The sequence below is a fragment of the Nonomuraea pusilla genome, assembly GCF_900109355.1.
Lineage (GTDB): Bacteria > Actinomycetota > Actinomycetes > Streptosporangiales > Streptosporangiaceae > Nonomuraea > Nonomuraea pusilla.
Genome location: NZ_FOBF01000016.1, coordinates 171,627 through 186,014, shown reverse-complemented (window position 1 = coordinate 186,014; position 14,388 = coordinate 171,627). Strand labels below are relative to the sequence as shown.

Genomic DNA, 14,388 nt, shown 5'->3' with positions numbered 1-14,388 from the left:
TCCCCAACCGGCATGTTCCACGTCGGCGGCGCGCGCACGGCGCTGTACAACTGGGCGCTGGCCGAGCAGTCCGGCGGCACGTTCGTGCTGCGCATCGAGGACACCGACGCGTCGAGGAACCGCCCCGAGTGGACCGAGGGCATCATCTCCGCCCTCGACTGGATCGGCATCAACGGCTCGCACCCGGCCTTCGAGGGCCCCTACTTCCAGTCCGCGTACGAGCCGCAGCACCGCGAGGCCGTGGCCAAGCTGCTGGCCGACGGCCTGGCCTACTACTGCGACTGCACCCGCGAGCAGCTCGTGGCCCGCACCGGCTCCGAGCACAGGGGCTACGACGGCCACTGCCGCGAGCGCGGCCTCACCGCGGGCGCGGTGCGCTTCCGCACCCCCGACGAGGGCGTCACCGTGGTCGAGGACGTCATCCGCGGGCGCGTGGAGTTCCCGAACGACGCGCAGGAGGACTTCGTCATCGCCCGCAGCGACGGCTCCCCGCTGTACGTGCTGGCCAACGCCGTCGACGACATCACCCAGAACATCACCCACGTCATCCGCGGCGAGGAGCACCTCGGCAACGCGGCCAAGCAGGAGCTGCTGTGGCCGGCGCTGGGTGCCAAGGCGCCGGTCTGGGCGCACCTGCCGGTCATCGTCAACGAGCAGCGCAAGAAGCTGTCCAAGCGCCGCGACAAGGTGGCGCTGGAGGCGTACCGCGCCGAGGGTTACCTGGCCGAGGCCATGGTCAACTACCTCATGCTGCTCGGCTGGGGTCCGGGCGACGACCGCGAGATCATGCCGTGGTCCGAGATGATGCCGCTGTTCCGCCTCGACTCGGTCAACTCCTCCAGCGCGTTCTTCGACGAGAAGAAGCTGCGCGCGTTCAACGGCGAGTACATCCGCGCGCTGCCGCTGGAGACGTTCGAGGAGCGCTGCGCCCCCTACCTGGAGCCGTCGTGGGACCGCGAGCTGTTCAGCAAGCTCGCCCCGCTCGCCCAGACCCGCCTCACCGTGCTGTCCGAGATCCGGCAGAACGTCGACTTCCTCTTCCTGGAGGAGCCCGTCTTCGACCAGGCGTCCTGGGACAAGGCGATGAAGAACGCCCCCGAGGAGATCCTCGGCGGCTACCTGGAGCGCCTGGAGACCGTGAGCTGGGACCCCGAGTCGCTCAAGGAGGCGCTGGAGGAGGTCGGCGCGGCCCACGGGCTCAAGCTGGGCAAGGCTCAGGCCCCGGTCCGCGTGGCGATCACCGGCCGCACGGTCGGCCTTCCGCTGTTCGAGTCGATCGAGGTGCTCGGGCGGGAGCGGTCGCAGGACCGCCTGCGCGCGGCGCTAGCGCGGCTGCGAGGCTGACCGAGGCCCCCGCGGCCATCGACAGCCACACGCCGGTCACGCCGAGCCACGAGCTCAGCGCGTACGCGAGGGGCAGCTGCACGGCGAAACCCGCCAGCGTGGCGGCCAGCAGGCGGCCGCCCCTCCCGCTCGCCTGGAGCACGCCGCCCACGGCGATGAGCCCGCCGAAGGGCACCAGGTAGAGCGTCATCCAGCGCAGGAATCCCACGGCCACCGACGGGTCGGCGGTGAACAGCCCGGCGGCGGGCACGGCGGCCGCGTTCAGCGCGGCCGCCACCGCCGCGCCCCCGCCGAGTCCCAGCAGCAGCGGCGACCCGGCGGGCTCCGACCGGGCGGTACGGATCATCGCGGCCTGCCGCAGTGCGTAGAACACCATGACCCCGGCCAGCATGATCTTCTGGCCGATGCCGTAGCCCGCCACCTGCGCGGTGCCGAACCCGGCCACGATCTCGACCAGCGCCATGCCGACGAGCGCGCGGGCCAGGAAGTCGCCGGACATCGGCAGCCCGGTCACCAGGATCTCCCGGCCGAGCCACGCCCCCCTGCCCCGCTCGCCGTCATCGGGGGCGCCGGCAGCGGGGGAGCCGTCCTCGGGGGCGCTGTCGCCCTGGGCGCCGTCGCGCAGCCCCCTGAGCGATCTGACCGCGATGGCCAGCGTGACGGCGCGGGCGGCCACGGTGGCCAGCGCGGCGCCGCGCACGCCCAGCCCGAGCCCGTAGATGAGCAGCGGGTCCAGGACGACCACGAGGGCGTTGCAGATGAGCGCGTTGCGCATCGGGGTCCGCGTGTCACCCAGGCCCTTCAGCACGCCGTCCACGACGGTCTGGGCGAAGTACACGGGCAGCCCGGCCAGCGAGACCAGCAGGAAGTCCGCGGCCGGGCCGGACGCGGCGCCGAACAGGGCGGCGATCGGCTCGTGCAGGAGCACGCCGGGGACGGCGACGGCGGCGGAGAACAGGGCCCACAGCAGCCGGCCGGTCCTGACCACGGGCCACAGCGGGGCCCGGCCGTCCCGCCTTCCCACCAGCACGGTGACGCCCGTGGGCACCGCCAGGAACAGCCCGTAGGCCAGGTACTCCACCGTGGTGCCGACGGTCACGGCGGCGATCGCGCCCTCCCCGAGCCCGGAGACCCACAGCAGGTCGATCAGGCCCACCGCGACGACGGCGGTGAGCAGTTCCACGTAGACGGGCAGGGCCAGCCTGAACATCGATACCTCGTTTCGTTGTACCTCGTTTAGAGGTATAACGGTACGATGCTCCCCATGGCAAGCGGCGGTGACCTGGCGTTCACCATCCTGGGATTCCTGAACGAGCGGCCCATGCACGGCTACGAGCTGAAGGCCCGTCTCACCTCGCTGACCGGTCACCTGCGGCCGGTCAGCGACGGCGCGCTCTACCCGGCCATCGCCAGGCTGGAGGCCAAGGGGCTCCTCGAACGGCACGAGGAGCCCGGCGCCGCCGCCGCCCGCAGGCAGGTGCTGACCATCACCCGCGCCGGTCGCGAGGAACTGCTGCGACGGCTGCGCGACCCCGCCGACCTCGACATCAGCGACCAGACGCGGTTCTTCGCCCTCCTCACGTTCCTGTCCGCGCTGCCCGACCCCGCGGGCCGGGCGCGCGTGCTGCGGCGCCGCCTCGACTTCCTGGAGGCCCCCGCGAGCTTCTTCCACGAGGGCGACCGGCCGGTACGGGCCCGGGACGAGCCGGACCCGTACCGGCGCGGCATGCTTCTGGTCGCCGCCGCCTCCAGCAGGGCCGAACGCGCGTGGCTGCGCGAGCGCCTGGCCGAACTGGAGCCGCGGCGGGAGGGCGAGCCCGCGGCGGACGCCTGAACCCGCCCCGGCCCCGCCCGGCGGGCGGGCTCAGGCGAGGCCGCGGCGGGTGAGCAGCGGCTCGATGCGCGGCTCCCCGCCCCGGAACGCCCGGAAGGCCGCCAGCGGATCGACGCTCCCGCCCCGCGACAGCAGCTCCCGCCGGAAGTGGTCGCCGTTCTCCCGGGTGAGGCCGCCGTTCTCCTTGAACCACTCCACGCTCTCCGCGTCGAGCACCTCGCTCCAGATGTACGAGTAGTACCCGGCGCTGTAGCCGCCCGCGAAGATGTGCGCGAAGTAGTTCGTGCGGTACCGGGGCGGCACCGGCGCGAACGCGATGCCCGCCGCCTCCAGGGCCGCCGCCTCGAACGCCTCCGGGTCGCCGGGGTCCTCGCCCGGGGCCAGCTTGTGCCAGGCCCAGTCGAGGAGCGTCGCCGCGAGGTACTCCACCGTCTTGAAGCCCTGGTTGAACTGCTCGGCCGCCGTCAGCTTGTCCACGAGCTCCTGCGGCATCGGCTCGCCCGTCTCGTAGTGCCTGGCGTAGTTGGCCAGGATCTCCGGCCAGGTGACCCACATCTCGTTCACCTGCGACGGGTACTCGACGAAGTCGCGCGGCACGTTCGTGCCGGAGACCCGCGGGTAGCGCACGCGCGAGAACAGCCCGTGCAGCGCGTGGCCGAACTCGTGGAAGGCGGTCGTGACCTCGTCGTACGTCAGCAGGGTCGGCCCGGAGGCCGGCTTGGTGACGTTGAGGTTGTTCATCACCACGGGCAGCTCGTCGAACAGGAACGACTGGTCCACCAGGTTGTTCATCCACGCGCCGCCCCGCTTGTTCGCCCTCGCGTACGGGTCGAGCGCGAACAGCCCGAGCGGCGTGCCGTCGGCGTCGGACACCTCGAAGACCGTGACGTCCTCGTGGTAGCCCCGCAGGTCCGGCCGGTCGGCGAAGGTGACGCCGTACAGGCGGGTGGCGGCGTGGAAGACGCCGTCGCGGTAGACGCGCTCCAGCTCGAAGTACGGACGCACCGCCTCCGCGTCGAAGTCGTAGCGGGCCTTGCGCACCTTCTCCGCGTAGTACGACCAGTCCCACGGCTCGATCGCGAACCCGGCCTGTTCGGCCAGCGCCTCCGCCTCCCTGCGGGCGTTGCGCACGGCCGGCCCGACCAGCTGGCCCAGCATCTCCTCGACCGCCTCGACGGTCTTGGCGGTCTGGTCGGCGACCGAGTAGGCGGCGTGGTTCGGGAAGCCCAGCAGCGCCGCCCGCTCCGCCCGCAGCCGCGCCATGCGCGCCGCCACCTCGAAGTTGCGCGGCGCGCGCTCCACGCTCAGCGTGTACAGCCTGCGGCGCACCTCGCGGTCGGTGAGCTGCGCGAGCGCCGGCTGGTTGGTGAAGTTCAGCAGCGGCAGGGCGTAGCGGCCGTCGTCCTGCACCAGCGCCGAGACCGCGGCCTCGTCCATCCCGTCGAGCTCCTTGGCGTCGTCGACGACCAGGGCCGACTCCGTCGAGGCCCGCAGCAGGATCTGCCGGAACTCGGTCGACAGGCGGGACAGCTCCTCGTTCAGCTCGCGCAGCCGCGCCTGCTCGGGCTCGGTCAGGTCAGCGCCGGCCCTGACGAAGTCGTCGCGGTACTTCTCCAGCAGCCACGCCTCCTCGGGGTCGTCCGTGGCGACCTGCTTGATGCGGGCCCACAGCGCGCGGTTCAGCCGGATGGCGTCGCTGTGCTTGGACAGCTCGGGCGAGATCCGCTTCTCGATCTCCATGACGCCGTCGGTGGAGTTCGAGGCGGCGACCGTGAAGAAGGCCGTGGCGGCGCGGCCGAGGACGCGCCCCGACCGCTCCAGCGCCGCGATCGTGTTCTCGAACGTGGGCGGCTCGGGGTTGCTCGCGATCGCGTCGACCTCGGCCAGTTGCTCGGCCATGCCGCGCTCGAACGCGGGCAGGTAGTGCTCCTCGCGGATCTCCGCGAACGGCGGCAACTGGTAGGGCAGGCTGCTGGGGGCGAAGAACGGGTTCTCGGCCAACGCTTGGGCTCCTCCACGTGGGGTTTTGTCCCCATCAGCTTGGCACGGCCGGGCCGTCGCCGGGGCCGCCACGGAGGCGTCCCGGTATTCGTTTTGGTCTTACCCCCGTAGCTGGGCTATTCTTTCGGACGTCGCCAAGCGAAACCCCAAGGGGATCGCAGCGGTGGGGTATGGTGTAATTGGCAGCACGACTGATTCTGGTTCAGTTAGTCTAGGTTCGAGTCCTGGTACCCCAGCAGGGAAAACAGAGCGGATGTCTCCACACGGAGGCGTCCGTTTTCTTATGCCGCCAGCCGGTGCAGGATCTCCGTGATCCGCCGGTACACCGCCGGCGTCGGCGCGTGCGGCGCGTCCACCGTGCGCACGTCGAAACCGTTGCCCGGCGTCGCCGCGTCCGCCTCCCTGATCATCCGGTCCTGCAGCGCGAGCGGGATCATCCGGTCCCGCGTGTGCCTGATGTACGTACGCGGCACCCGGCCCCATGCGTCCGGCCGGCCGCGGGCGTCGCCCGCCGACACCAGCAGGCTCTCGTCCGGCAGCAGCGTGTTCATCATGGCCAGCACCTCCCCGTCGGTCGCGCCCTCCATGAAGGCGGCCTTCACGGCGTCCACGAACGCCCTGTCGGCCGAACGCCAGTTCACCCGGACCGCCCCGATGACCCGGGGATCTCCCACGATCCCGGCCAGCACGGCCGACGCGAGGCTCCCCGCCGCCTCGGGCGTCTCCAGGTACTCGGCGGGGGAGCGCAGGTCCGTGCAGCAGAACGCGGCGTCGTACACGAGCCGGTGGATCAGGTGCGGCACCTCGTCGGCGGCCTTCGTGATCGCCGTGCCGCCCAGGCTGCCGCCCACCAGGACGACGGGACCGTGCTCGGCGGCCCTGCGCACGACCGTCACGGTGGCCTCGACGTGGTCGTCCAGCGTGACGCCCGCGACGGCCGAGGGCAGCGCGGCGAGCCGCTCCAGGTCCTGGGGGGCCTGGTAGGCGAGGTCGAACTGCCGGGCGGCCCCGTGGCCAGGCAACTCCACCCCCACGCAGCGGTGCCCGCGCAACGTCAGCTCGGGATCCTGGGCGGGCGCCCCGTTCGCCCCGCTCACGAACACGTACGTGGTCACCGCCCCCGCCTGCACGTCCGAGGAGGTCCCGTCGCCGGTGAGGGCCGTGGACCGGTCCACCGCTCTGCTCATGTGATCGCTCATGCGAAGATGCTCGCCCGCCGCACCCGGCTCCCGCATCGCCCGCCCGGCCCTCCATCCGGTGGACGCCCCCGTCAACCGATCGGCGAACCGGCAGGCGGCCCAGGCTCGGTACATGGCGCGCGGCATGTCAGGCTGGGGACGTGAGCCGGCTCGACGGGCGCGAACGCCTGGTGCACCTGACCATCGCCTACGGCCTGCTCGCGGTCTCCGTGATCGCCGCGGTCGCGTTCGGCGACGGCGCGGGCGGCCCCAGGCCCGGCACACCGGCACTGGCCGTCGCCCCCTGGCTGGCGGGCACGTCCTGGCCGCCCCTGGCCGTCCTGGCGGCCCTCTGGCTCGCGCCTCTGGGCCTCCCACGTCGAGAGGGCAGGCTGAGACGCGGCTCCCCTCTTCCGCCCGCCTGGGGCTGGGCGCGACGGGTGCCGGTCGTCGTGCACCACGCGGGCCTGGTGGCGATCGCCGGGGCGCTCGTGGCGTGCGACGCCGCCTTCACGGTGTTCGCCTCGGCCGGATACCTGCTCGCCACCGCCCTGCTCCCCGGACGGCTCGTCATCGCGGGCGTCGCGCTCACCGCCGCCGCGGTCGTCCTCGGCCAGGCGGGCGCCGACGACACCGCCGGGCTGCTCGTCGTCATCGGCGGCCTGGCACTCCCGCTGGCCGTCGCCGGTTGGTACGTCTCCGCCGAGAGTGACAGGCGGCGCAGGCTCGTCGAGGAGCTGCGCGCCGCCCTGGCCGAGAACGCCGCCCTGCACGCCCGCCTCCTCGACCAGGCCAGGCACGCGGGCGTGCTCGACGAGCGGCAGCGCGTCGCCGGTGAGATCCACGACACCGTGGCCCAGGACCTCGCCGCCGTCATCGGCCAGCTCGCAGCCGCCGACGCCGCCGCCGGTGAGCCGGAGCGGCGACGCCACCTCGACCGGGCGTCCGCACTGGCCCGCAGCGGCCTCGCCGAGGCCCGCCGCGCCGTGCGCGCCCTGCGCCCGGGGCCGCTGGAGGACTCCCGCCTGCCCGACGCCCTGACCCGGCTGGCCGCCGAGTGGGAGGCCCGGACCGGCCTCGCCCTGGCCGTCGAGATCACGGGGACGCCCGTGGCGCTCGCCGCCGACGTCGAGGACACCCTGTTCCGGGTGGCGCAGGAAGCGCTGACCAACGTCGCCAAGCACGCCGGGGCCCGGCGCGCGGCCCTGACCCTGTCGTACACGGACCTCCCCTTCCCCGGCCCGCACGCCGCCCACGCCGCCGGCGGCCGGGACGGCGGCCCGCGGGGCGTCCTGCTGGACGTGCGTGATGACGGGCGGGGATTCGACCCGCGGGCGCCGGGCGACGGCTTCGGGCTCGACGGCATGCGGCAGCGGGTGCGCGGCGTCGGTGGCACCCTGGAGGTCGAGTCAGAGCCCGGCCGCGGCACCGCCGTCGCCGCGGCCGTGCCCGCCATACCTCCGGAAGGCCGTCCATGACGACGCTCATCAGGCTGCTCATCGTCGACGACCACCCGATCGTGCGCGACGGCCTGCGTGCGGTGCTCGGCCGCGAACCCGACCTGGAGATCGCTGGGGAGGCGGGCGACGGTGAGGAGGCGGTGCGGCTGACCGCCCGGCTCGCTCCCGACGTCGTCCTGCTGGACCTGCGCATGCCCGGCCTGGCCGGCGTCGCCGCCATCCGCGCCCTGCGGGCCGCGGGGGAGGGGGAGCCGCCCCGCGTGCTCGTCCTCACGACCTTCGACACGGACGTGCTGCCCGCGCTGGAGGCGGGCGCGGACGGCTACCTGCTCAAGGACGCGCCGCCTGAGGAGCTGGCGCGGGCCGTGCGCGCCACGCACAGGGGGGAGACGGTGCTCGCGCCCGCGGCGGCCGGGCGGCTGGCCGACCATGTGCGCAGGCCCGCCCGAGGGGTGCTGACGGGGCGTGAGCTGGAGGTGCTGCGGCTGGTGGCCGGGGGAGCGACGAACCGCGAGGCGGCCGCCGAGCTCTTCATCAGCGAGGCGAGCGTGAAGACGCACCTGCTGCACGTCTACGCCAAGCTGGACGTCCGCGACCGCGCGGCCGCGGTCGGCGAGGCCTACCGCCGCGGTCTCCTCCACCCCTAGCCGGGCAGGCGGCCTCCTCCGCCCCGGGGTGGCCGATCTGGCGGGCTGATAGCGGTTTGGAGTGGTCTCCGGGGTGCGGTAGAGTTACCTCCGTTGCCGGGGAGCCCCGGCACACAGCTTGTGGGACCAGGTCCCGTCGTCTAGTGGCCCAGGACGCCGCCCTCTCAAGGCGGTAGCGCCGGTTCGAATCCGGTCGGGACTACCACTCCACAAGCGCAGCAAGGTCCCGTCGTCTAGTGGCCCAGGACGCCGCCCTCTCAAGGCGGTAGCGCCGGTTCGAATCCGGTCGGGACTACGTCTTTCTCATGCAGCTCCGGTGCCGTACACGGCCCGGAGCTTTTCGCTGTTCCGGCCCGGCACGGGCAGGGCGGCGAGAAGCCCGGCCGCGCGGGTCGCGACCGGGCTTCGAGGACGGGCGGGGGCGTTACCTGGCGGGCTGCCCAGCGGAGCGGGCCTTGAACAGCGCCCGCTTGGCGGCCTTCGCCACCTGCTTGTCCGGGTGCACCTGGGAAATCAGGTCGAGCAGCTCCTCGACGTGGCCGTGCGGGATCTTCCAGATGACGTCGAGCAGCTCGTTGACCATCTCGGGCCCGATGTCCTGCAGGCTGCTCACGAACTCGGACCGGCCGAGGCCCGCCGAGATCGTCCACATGTCGAGGATCAGCCAGTGCGTGTCGTCCTGGGTGGGTTCGGGGGCCCCCTCGACCCCGAGCTGGCTCAGGTGGGTCGCCGCGTACGGGCGCAGCGACGGCTGCTTGAGCGCCTCCTGCCAGGCCGGGACGGCCGCCTCGCCCAGCGTGCCCACCACGCTGGCGGCCTGCACCCTGATGAGGGCGTCGTTCTCGTCCTCGACCGCGGCCTCCAGCAGCTCCTCGGCGGCCTTGGCCGGCTCGCGCAGCCGCATCCAGGCGGCGAACTCGGCGTCGGCTTCGTCCTCGGGCAGCTCGGCGCTGAGCGCGAGCAGCTCGTGCGCCGTCATGGACTCGATCGCGGGCCTCGCGTCGATCTCGATGTCGGCGTCGTCGACCAGGTGGATGACGCCCTCGGTGCCGAGCGGGGTGAGCCTGACGGCGTCGCCCTCGACCTCGGCCATGCCGTAGCCGACGAGCCAGTCGATCGCGCCGGCCAGCGGGTCGCCCGCCGCCTCCCAGGCCTCGGCGCCCAGCTCGTCGAGGTCGGCGGCGGCCTCGGCCAGCTCCCTGCCGAGGTCGTCGATCTCGCGGGAGCCGCCGGCGAGCAGCAGCCGCACGAGGACGCCGCGGGTGAGCCCGGCCAGCGCCATCGTGAGGTCCTCGTCGGACAGCTCGGGGTCGCCGTAGTCGACCGAGTGCAGCCCCAGCATCCAGGCGTCGAGGACGTCCTCGTCGTCGTCGAACGGCCAGTCGGAGGTGTCGTCCTGGACGTGGACGGTGCCGCCCTCGCCGGGTTCGAGGAACTCGAGGTCGACGGCGAGGTTCCAGATGTTCCACAGGTGGGGGACGGACTCGGCGAGCGGCCGGTCGGTCTCGGGCCTCGGCAGGCCGACGGCCCGCAGCGCCTCCTCCACCTCGGCGTCGCTGAGCAGGGTGTCCTCGCCGACGCGGCGGCCGGAGCCGACCCACAGGGCCAGGTCGCGGGCCTTGGCGACGAGCGGGGCCGTGCGGGCCAGCGCGGCCAGCTCGGAGTCGGGCCGCAGCCTGATGGTGTCGAGCTCGGCCAGCTCGTCGGCGAAGGGTTCGAAGTCGCCGAGGTCGCCGGCCTCCTCGTCGTCGTCGTCCTCGTCGTCCTCGATGAGGTCTTCCATGAGCTCGACGAACTCGTCTTCGACGTCGTCGAGCTCCGCCTGCAGATCTGCGAGGGAGTCCGAGCCCTTGGCGAGCCTGCCGGTCTGGGAGAGGAACGTCAGGTACGCGTCGACGGCCGGGAGCATGCCGTCGGCCGCGGCGTCGGGGTCCTCCACGACCTTGGGCATGCGGTCGAGCAGCAGGTTGCGCAGGTCGGCGCGCTTCCAGGTGCCGAGGTCCTGCGAGAAGGCGAGACGGTGCCACAGTGCTGCGGGCCCCACGAGCTCGGGGTCGCTGTCGGGCGCGTTGACGCGGGCCCACATGATGAACTCTTCGAGCAGGGGTCGCAGCTCAGTGGCGGCTACCTCGATGCGATCTGTCACCCACTCAGGCTAGTGCGCTCCCGAGGCAGTCGGCTCCCGAAATTCCGGCATTCACCGATCATGACGTGCGGCGCATCGCCTCGGTGATCCGCTCGGCGGCGGCCATGACGGGCACCGCGTGGAGCCTGCCGGGCGCCCTGGTGAGCCGCTCGATCGGGCCGGAGACGGAGACGGCGGCGATCACCTTGCCGCCGCTGCCCCTGATGGGGGCGGACACGCTGGCGACGCCCTGCTCGCGTTCGCCGACGCTGTGGGCCCAGCCGCGCCTGCGGACGGAGGCGAGGGTGGCGGCGGTGAACTTGGCGCCGCGCAGGCCGCGGTGCAGGCGGTCGGGCTCCTCCCAGGCGAGGAGTATCTGGGCGGCGGAGCCGGCGGTCATGGGCAGCGCCGACCCGACGGGGACGGTGTCGCGCAGGCCGCTGGCGCGTTCGGCGGCGGCGACGCAGACGCGCTCGTCGCCCTGGCGGCGGTAGAGCTGGGCGCTCTCGCCGGTCAGGTCGCGGAGCTGGGTCAGCACGGGGGCGGCCACGGCGAGCAGCCGGTCCTCGCCGGCGGCGGTGGACAACTCGGACAGCCGCGGGCCGAGGACGAATCTGCCCTGCGTGTCGCGGCTGACGATGCGGTGGTGCTCCAGTGCGACGGCGAGTCTGTGGGCCGTGGGCCGGGCCAGGCCGGTGGCCTGAACGAGCTGAGCCAGTGAAGCAGGGCCTGCTTCGAGGGCGTTGAGTACCAGAACGGCCTTGTCCAGTACTCCGACTCCGCTAGAGTTGTCCATACACCGATACTGCCGTCTCGACATATGAGAAAGCAAGTCGGATGATTCTCAAGGAGGAGATCATGGGCCGCACACTGGCCGAGAAGGTCTGGGAGCAGCACGTCGTCCGACGTGCCGAGGGCGAACCCGACCTGCTCTACATCGACCTGCACCTCATCCACGAGGTGACCAGCCCCCAGGCGTTCGACGGGCTCCGTCTCGCCGGGCGAGGCGTGCGGCGGCCCGATCTCACCATCGCCACCGAGGACCACAACGTCCCGACCGTGCTCGGGCCGATCTCCGACCCGGTGTCCAAGACGCAGGTCGAGACGCTGCGCAAGAACGCCGCCGAGTTCGGCGTCCGGCTGCACCCGATGGGCGACGCCGGTCAGGGCGTCGTGCACATCATCGGCCCGCAGTTCGGCCTGACCCAGCCGGGCATGACCATCGTCTGCGGCGACTCGCACACCTCCACCCACGGCGCGTTCGGCGCCATCGCCTTCGGCATCGGCACCTCCGAGGTCGAGCACGTCCTGGCCACCCAGACGCTGCCCGCCTACCGGCCGAAGACCATGGCCATCGAGGTGTCGGGCGAGCTGCCCCCCGGCGTCACCGCCAAGGACCTCATCCTCGCCATCATCGCCAGGATCGGCACCGGCGGCGGCCAGGGCTACATCGTCGAGTACCGCGGCGAGGCCGTCCGCAAGCTCTCCATGGAGGGCCGGATGACCGTCTGCAACATGTCCATCGAGGCGGGCGCCCGCGCCGGCCTGATCGCGCCGGACGAGACCACGTTCGCCTACCTGGAGGGCCGCCCGCACGCGCCGCAGGGCGAGCTGTGGGACCAGGCCGTCGAGTACTGGAAGACGCTGCGCACCGACGACGACGCCGTGTTCGACAAGGTCGTCGAGATCGACGCCTCCACCCTCACGCCGTACGTCACGTGGGGCACCAACCCCGGGCAGGGCCTGCCGCTCGGCGAGTCCGTGCCGAGCCCCGAGAGCTTCTCCGACCCGGTGGAGCGGGCCGCCGCCGAGCGCGCCCTGGAGTACATGGGCCTCACCGCCGGCACGCCGCTGCGCGAGGTCGAGGTCGACACCGTCTTCGTCGGCTCGTGCACCAACGGCCGCATCGAGGACCTGCGCGCCGCCGCCGAGATCCTGCGCGGCCGCCAGGTGAAGACGCGCACGCTCATCGTGCCCGGCTCGATGCTGGTCAAGCTGCAGGCCGAGCAGGAGGGCCTGCACGAGGTGTTCAGGTCCGCGGGCGCCGAGTGGCGCGAGGCCGGCTGCTCGATGTGCCTCGGCATGAACCCCGACACGCTCCAGCCCGGCGAGCGCAGCGCCTCCACCTCCAACCGCAACTTCGAGGGCCGCCAGGGCAAGGGTGGCCGCACCCACCTGGTGTCGCCGCAGGTCGCCGCCGCGACCGCGGTCACCGGCCGCCTGACCGCCCCCGCCGACCTCTAGGAGACCGAACGATGGAAGCCTTCACCACCCACACCGGTACGGCGGTGCCGCTGCGCCGCAGCAACGTCGACACCGACCAGATCATCCCGGCCGTCTGGCTCAAGCAGGTCAGCCGCACCGGCTTCGAGAAGGGCCTGTTCGCCGCCTGGCGCGAGGACCCGTCGTTCGTGCTGAACGACCCCGCCTACGCGGGCGGCACCGTCCTGGTCTCCGGCCCCGACTTCGGCACCGGCTCCTCCCGCGAGCACGCCGTGTGGGCCCTGCAGCAGTACGGGTTCCGCGTCGTGATCGCCGCCAGGTTCGGCGACATCTTCCGCAACAACTCCACCAAGATGGGCCTGCTGCCCGTCGTCCTGCCCGGCGACAAGGTCGAGGCGCTGCAGGCCGCGGTCGAGGCCGACCCCACGCTGCAGGTGACCGTCGACCTGGAGGGCCGCGAGGTCCGCTGGGCGGACGAGACCGTCCCGTTCGAGATCGACGACTACACCCGCTGGCGGCTCCTGGAGGGCCTCGACGACATCGGGCTGACCCTGCGTCACGCCGACGACATCGCGGCGTACGAGAATGGGCGGCAGCCATGGCTGCCGACGACCGTCTAGACGACGACGAACTGGCGCGGCGGTTGCGCGAGGCGCACCGCCGCGTCCGCATGCTCCCGGCCGGGGAGCCGGGCCAGGCCGCGGAAAAGGAGCGGCTGGCCCGCCGCCATCTCGCCATTTGCGACCTGGCCAAGCGCGACCCGGAAAGGGCCGCCGCGCGGCTCGACGCGTTTCTCGGGGCGCTGGAACCGCCGCCCGACACGCCACGCGATGAAGAAAACACCGTGGGTGATTGAGTTCCCACGCGGTTACGCCTACTTTCGAGTCGCGTAAGGGGTTTCTCCGTCGAACGTCTGGGCTGGAACCCCGAGCCGTAACTGGGGGAGCAGGACTTTCATGAACAAGCGAGAACTCGTCGAGGCCATCACGCAGCGGGTGGGCGACAAGAAGACGGCCACCGAGGCGGTGAACGCGATCGTCGACACCATTCAGAAGGCCGTGTCGAACGGTGACAAGGTCTCGATCACGGGCTTCGGAGCGTTCGAGATGGTGCACAAGCCGGCCCGCACGGCCAGAAACCCGTCGACCGGTGCGGAAATCAACGTCGAGGAGGGCTGGGCGCCCAAGTTCCGCCCCGGTTCCGACTTCAAGGAGCTGGTGAACCAGGGCGGCAAGAAGGTCGGGAAGAAGAAGTAATCCCAGGGGAACGTGTGACGCCCGGGCCGGACGGCCCGGGCGTTCCTGTTTCCGCTCGCCGCGTGCGACGCGGGGGCCTCAGGATCCGGGGAGCGGGAAGGTGGAGAGCGTCACGTAGGTGATCTCGCCTTCCGAGACGGCCAGGTTCACCCGCTGGCCGCTGCGCAGCAGCCGCAGCGGGCCCGCGTCGAACGCCGCCGCGCCGAACGCGAGGACGGTCCCGTCGTCGAGGAAGACCGTGCCCGAACGGGTCGCCTGGTCGAAGCTGCGTACGGTCGCCTGCACGCCGACCAGCGTAATCCGTTTGCCGCACGGGCCGC

The 14,388-nt window shown here is 72.4% G+C and carries 14 protein-coding genes and 3 tRNA genes; 11 read left to right on the top strand and 6 right to left on the bottom strand.

Features of this window, described 5'->3' with window-relative positions:
- Positions 1 to 12: 12 nt before the first annotated feature.
- Complete coding sequence (gene gltX, locus BMX74_RS29455; RefSeq protein WP_055505152.1) at positions 13 to 1,344, top strand: glutamate--tRNA ligase; 1,332 nt, start codon at positions 13 to 15, stop codon at positions 1,342 to 1,344.
- Here the strand turns inward: gltX and BMX74_RS29450 are convergent.
- Positions 1,238 to 2,554, bottom strand: coding sequence for an MATE family efflux transporter (locus tag BMX74_RS29450; protein WP_091103930.1), 1,317 nt, complete (start codon positions 2,552 to 2,554; stop codon positions 1,238 to 1,240). The genes gltX and BMX74_RS29450 overlap by 107 nt on opposite strands.
- Before the next feature lie 54 nt (positions 2,555 to 2,608).
- Between BMX74_RS29450 and BMX74_RS29445 the strand changes: the two genes are divergently transcribed.
- Positions 2,609 to 3,178: a PadR family transcriptional regulator gene (locus tag BMX74_RS29445; protein WP_055505150.1), complete on the top strand. Its 570-nt coding sequence runs from the start codon at positions 2,609 to 2,611 to the stop codon at positions 3,176 to 3,178.
- A 30-nt stretch (positions 3,179 to 3,208) separates the two neighbouring features.
- Here the strand turns inward: BMX74_RS29445 and BMX74_RS29440 are convergent, their stop codons facing one another.
- A complete protein-coding gene (locus BMX74_RS29440) occupies positions 3,209 to 5,179 on the bottom strand; it encodes a M3 family metallopeptidase (protein ID WP_091103928.1) in 1,971 nt (656 codons plus the stop codon).
- A 164-nt stretch (positions 5,180 to 5,343) separates the two neighbouring features.
- On the opposite strand from BMX74_RS29440, the gene BMX74_RS29435 reads away from it, so the two are divergent.
- Positions 5,344 to 5,415 (top strand) — tRNA-Gln (locus BMX74_RS29435).
- 45 nt (positions 5,416 to 5,460) lie between these two features.
- Here BMX74_RS29435 and BMX74_RS29430 read toward each other — a convergent pair.
- The gene (locus BMX74_RS29430; protein ID WP_256257326.1) at positions 5,461 to 6,378 is read right to left on the bottom strand and encodes an alpha/beta fold hydrolase; all 918 of its coding nucleotides are present in this window, start codon (positions 6,376 to 6,378) and stop codon (positions 5,461 to 5,463) included.
- A 140-nt stretch (positions 6,379 to 6,518) separates the two neighbouring features.
- Here BMX74_RS29430 and BMX74_RS29425 point away from each other — a divergent pair, with 140 nt between their 5' ends.
- The 4 genes from BMX74_RS29425 to BMX74_RS29410 all read left to right on the top strand — a co-directional run bounded on the left by BMX74_RS29425 (position 6,519) and on the right by BMX74_RS29410 (position 8,759).
- Positions 6,519 to 7,835, top strand: a complete 1,317-nt coding sequence (locus BMX74_RS29425) for a sensor histidine kinase (protein ID WP_091103927.1) — start codon at positions 6,519 to 6,521, stop codon at positions 7,833 to 7,835.
- Positions 7,832 to 8,464 (top strand): response regulator, encoded by a 633-nt coding sequence (locus BMX74_RS29420; protein ID WP_055505146.1) that lies wholly within the window; start codon positions 7,832 to 7,834, stop codon positions 8,462 to 8,464. The genes BMX74_RS29425 and BMX74_RS29420 overlap by 4 nt, the downstream gene beginning before the upstream one ends.
- 129 nt (positions 8,465 to 8,593) lie before the next feature.
- A tRNA-Glu gene (locus tag BMX74_RS29415) sits at positions 8,594 to 8,669 on the top strand.
- Between the two features lie 17 nt (positions 8,670 to 8,686).
- A tRNA-Glu gene (locus BMX74_RS29410) sits at positions 8,687 to 8,759 on the top strand.
- A gap of 129 nt (positions 8,760 to 8,888) precedes the next feature.
- Here BMX74_RS29410 and BMX74_RS29405 read toward each other — a convergent pair.
- Together BMX74_RS29405 and BMX74_RS29400 are read right to left on the bottom strand one after the other, a co-directional pair.
- Positions 8,889 to 10,610, bottom strand: a complete 1,722-nt coding sequence (locus BMX74_RS29405; protein WP_055505145.1) for a hypothetical protein — start codon at positions 10,608 to 10,610, stop codon at positions 8,889 to 8,891.
- 58 nt (positions 10,611 to 10,668) lie between these two features.
- Entirely contained in the window at positions 10,669 to 11,385 is a 717-nt protein-coding gene (locus tag BMX74_RS29400; protein ID WP_055505144.1) for an IclR family transcriptional regulator, read from the bottom strand.
- 62 nt (positions 11,386 to 11,447) lie between these two features.
- Here BMX74_RS29400 and leuC point away from each other — a divergent pair, with 62 nt between their 5' ends.
- The 4 genes from leuC to BMX74_RS29380 all read left to right on the top strand — a co-directional run bounded on the left by leuC (position 11,448) and on the right by BMX74_RS29380 (position 14,068).
- Positions 11,448 to 12,833: a 3-isopropylmalate dehydratase large subunit gene (gene leuC / locus BMX74_RS29395; protein WP_055505452.1), complete on the top strand. Its 1,386-nt coding sequence runs from the start codon at positions 11,448 to 11,450 to the stop codon at positions 12,831 to 12,833.
- 11 nt (positions 12,834 to 12,844) lie between these two features.
- A complete protein-coding gene (gene leuD / locus BMX74_RS29390) occupies positions 12,845 to 13,432 on the top strand; it encodes a 3-isopropylmalate dehydratase small subunit (protein ID WP_055505143.1) in 588 nt (195 codons plus the stop codon).
- Positions 13,411 to 13,668, top strand: coding sequence for an SCO5555 family protein (locus BMX74_RS29385; protein ID WP_091103925.1), 258 nt, complete (start codon positions 13,411 to 13,413; stop codon positions 13,666 to 13,668). Before leuD ends, BMX74_RS29385 begins: the two co-directional genes overlap by 22 nt.
- Before the next feature lie 100 nt (positions 13,669 to 13,768).
- Positions 13,769 to 14,068, top strand: coding sequence for an HU family DNA-binding protein (locus BMX74_RS29380; RefSeq protein WP_055505141.1), 300 nt, complete (start codon positions 13,769 to 13,771; stop codon positions 14,066 to 14,068).
- A gap of 78 nt (positions 14,069 to 14,146) precedes the next feature.
- Here BMX74_RS29380 and BMX74_RS29375 read toward each other — a convergent pair whose 3' ends face one another.
- Complete coding sequence (locus tag BMX74_RS29375; RefSeq protein WP_055505140.1) at positions 14,147 to 14,353, bottom strand: hypothetical protein; 207 nt, start codon at positions 14,351 to 14,353, stop codon at positions 14,147 to 14,149.
- Between the last annotated feature and the right edge of the window lie 35 nt (positions 14,354 to 14,388).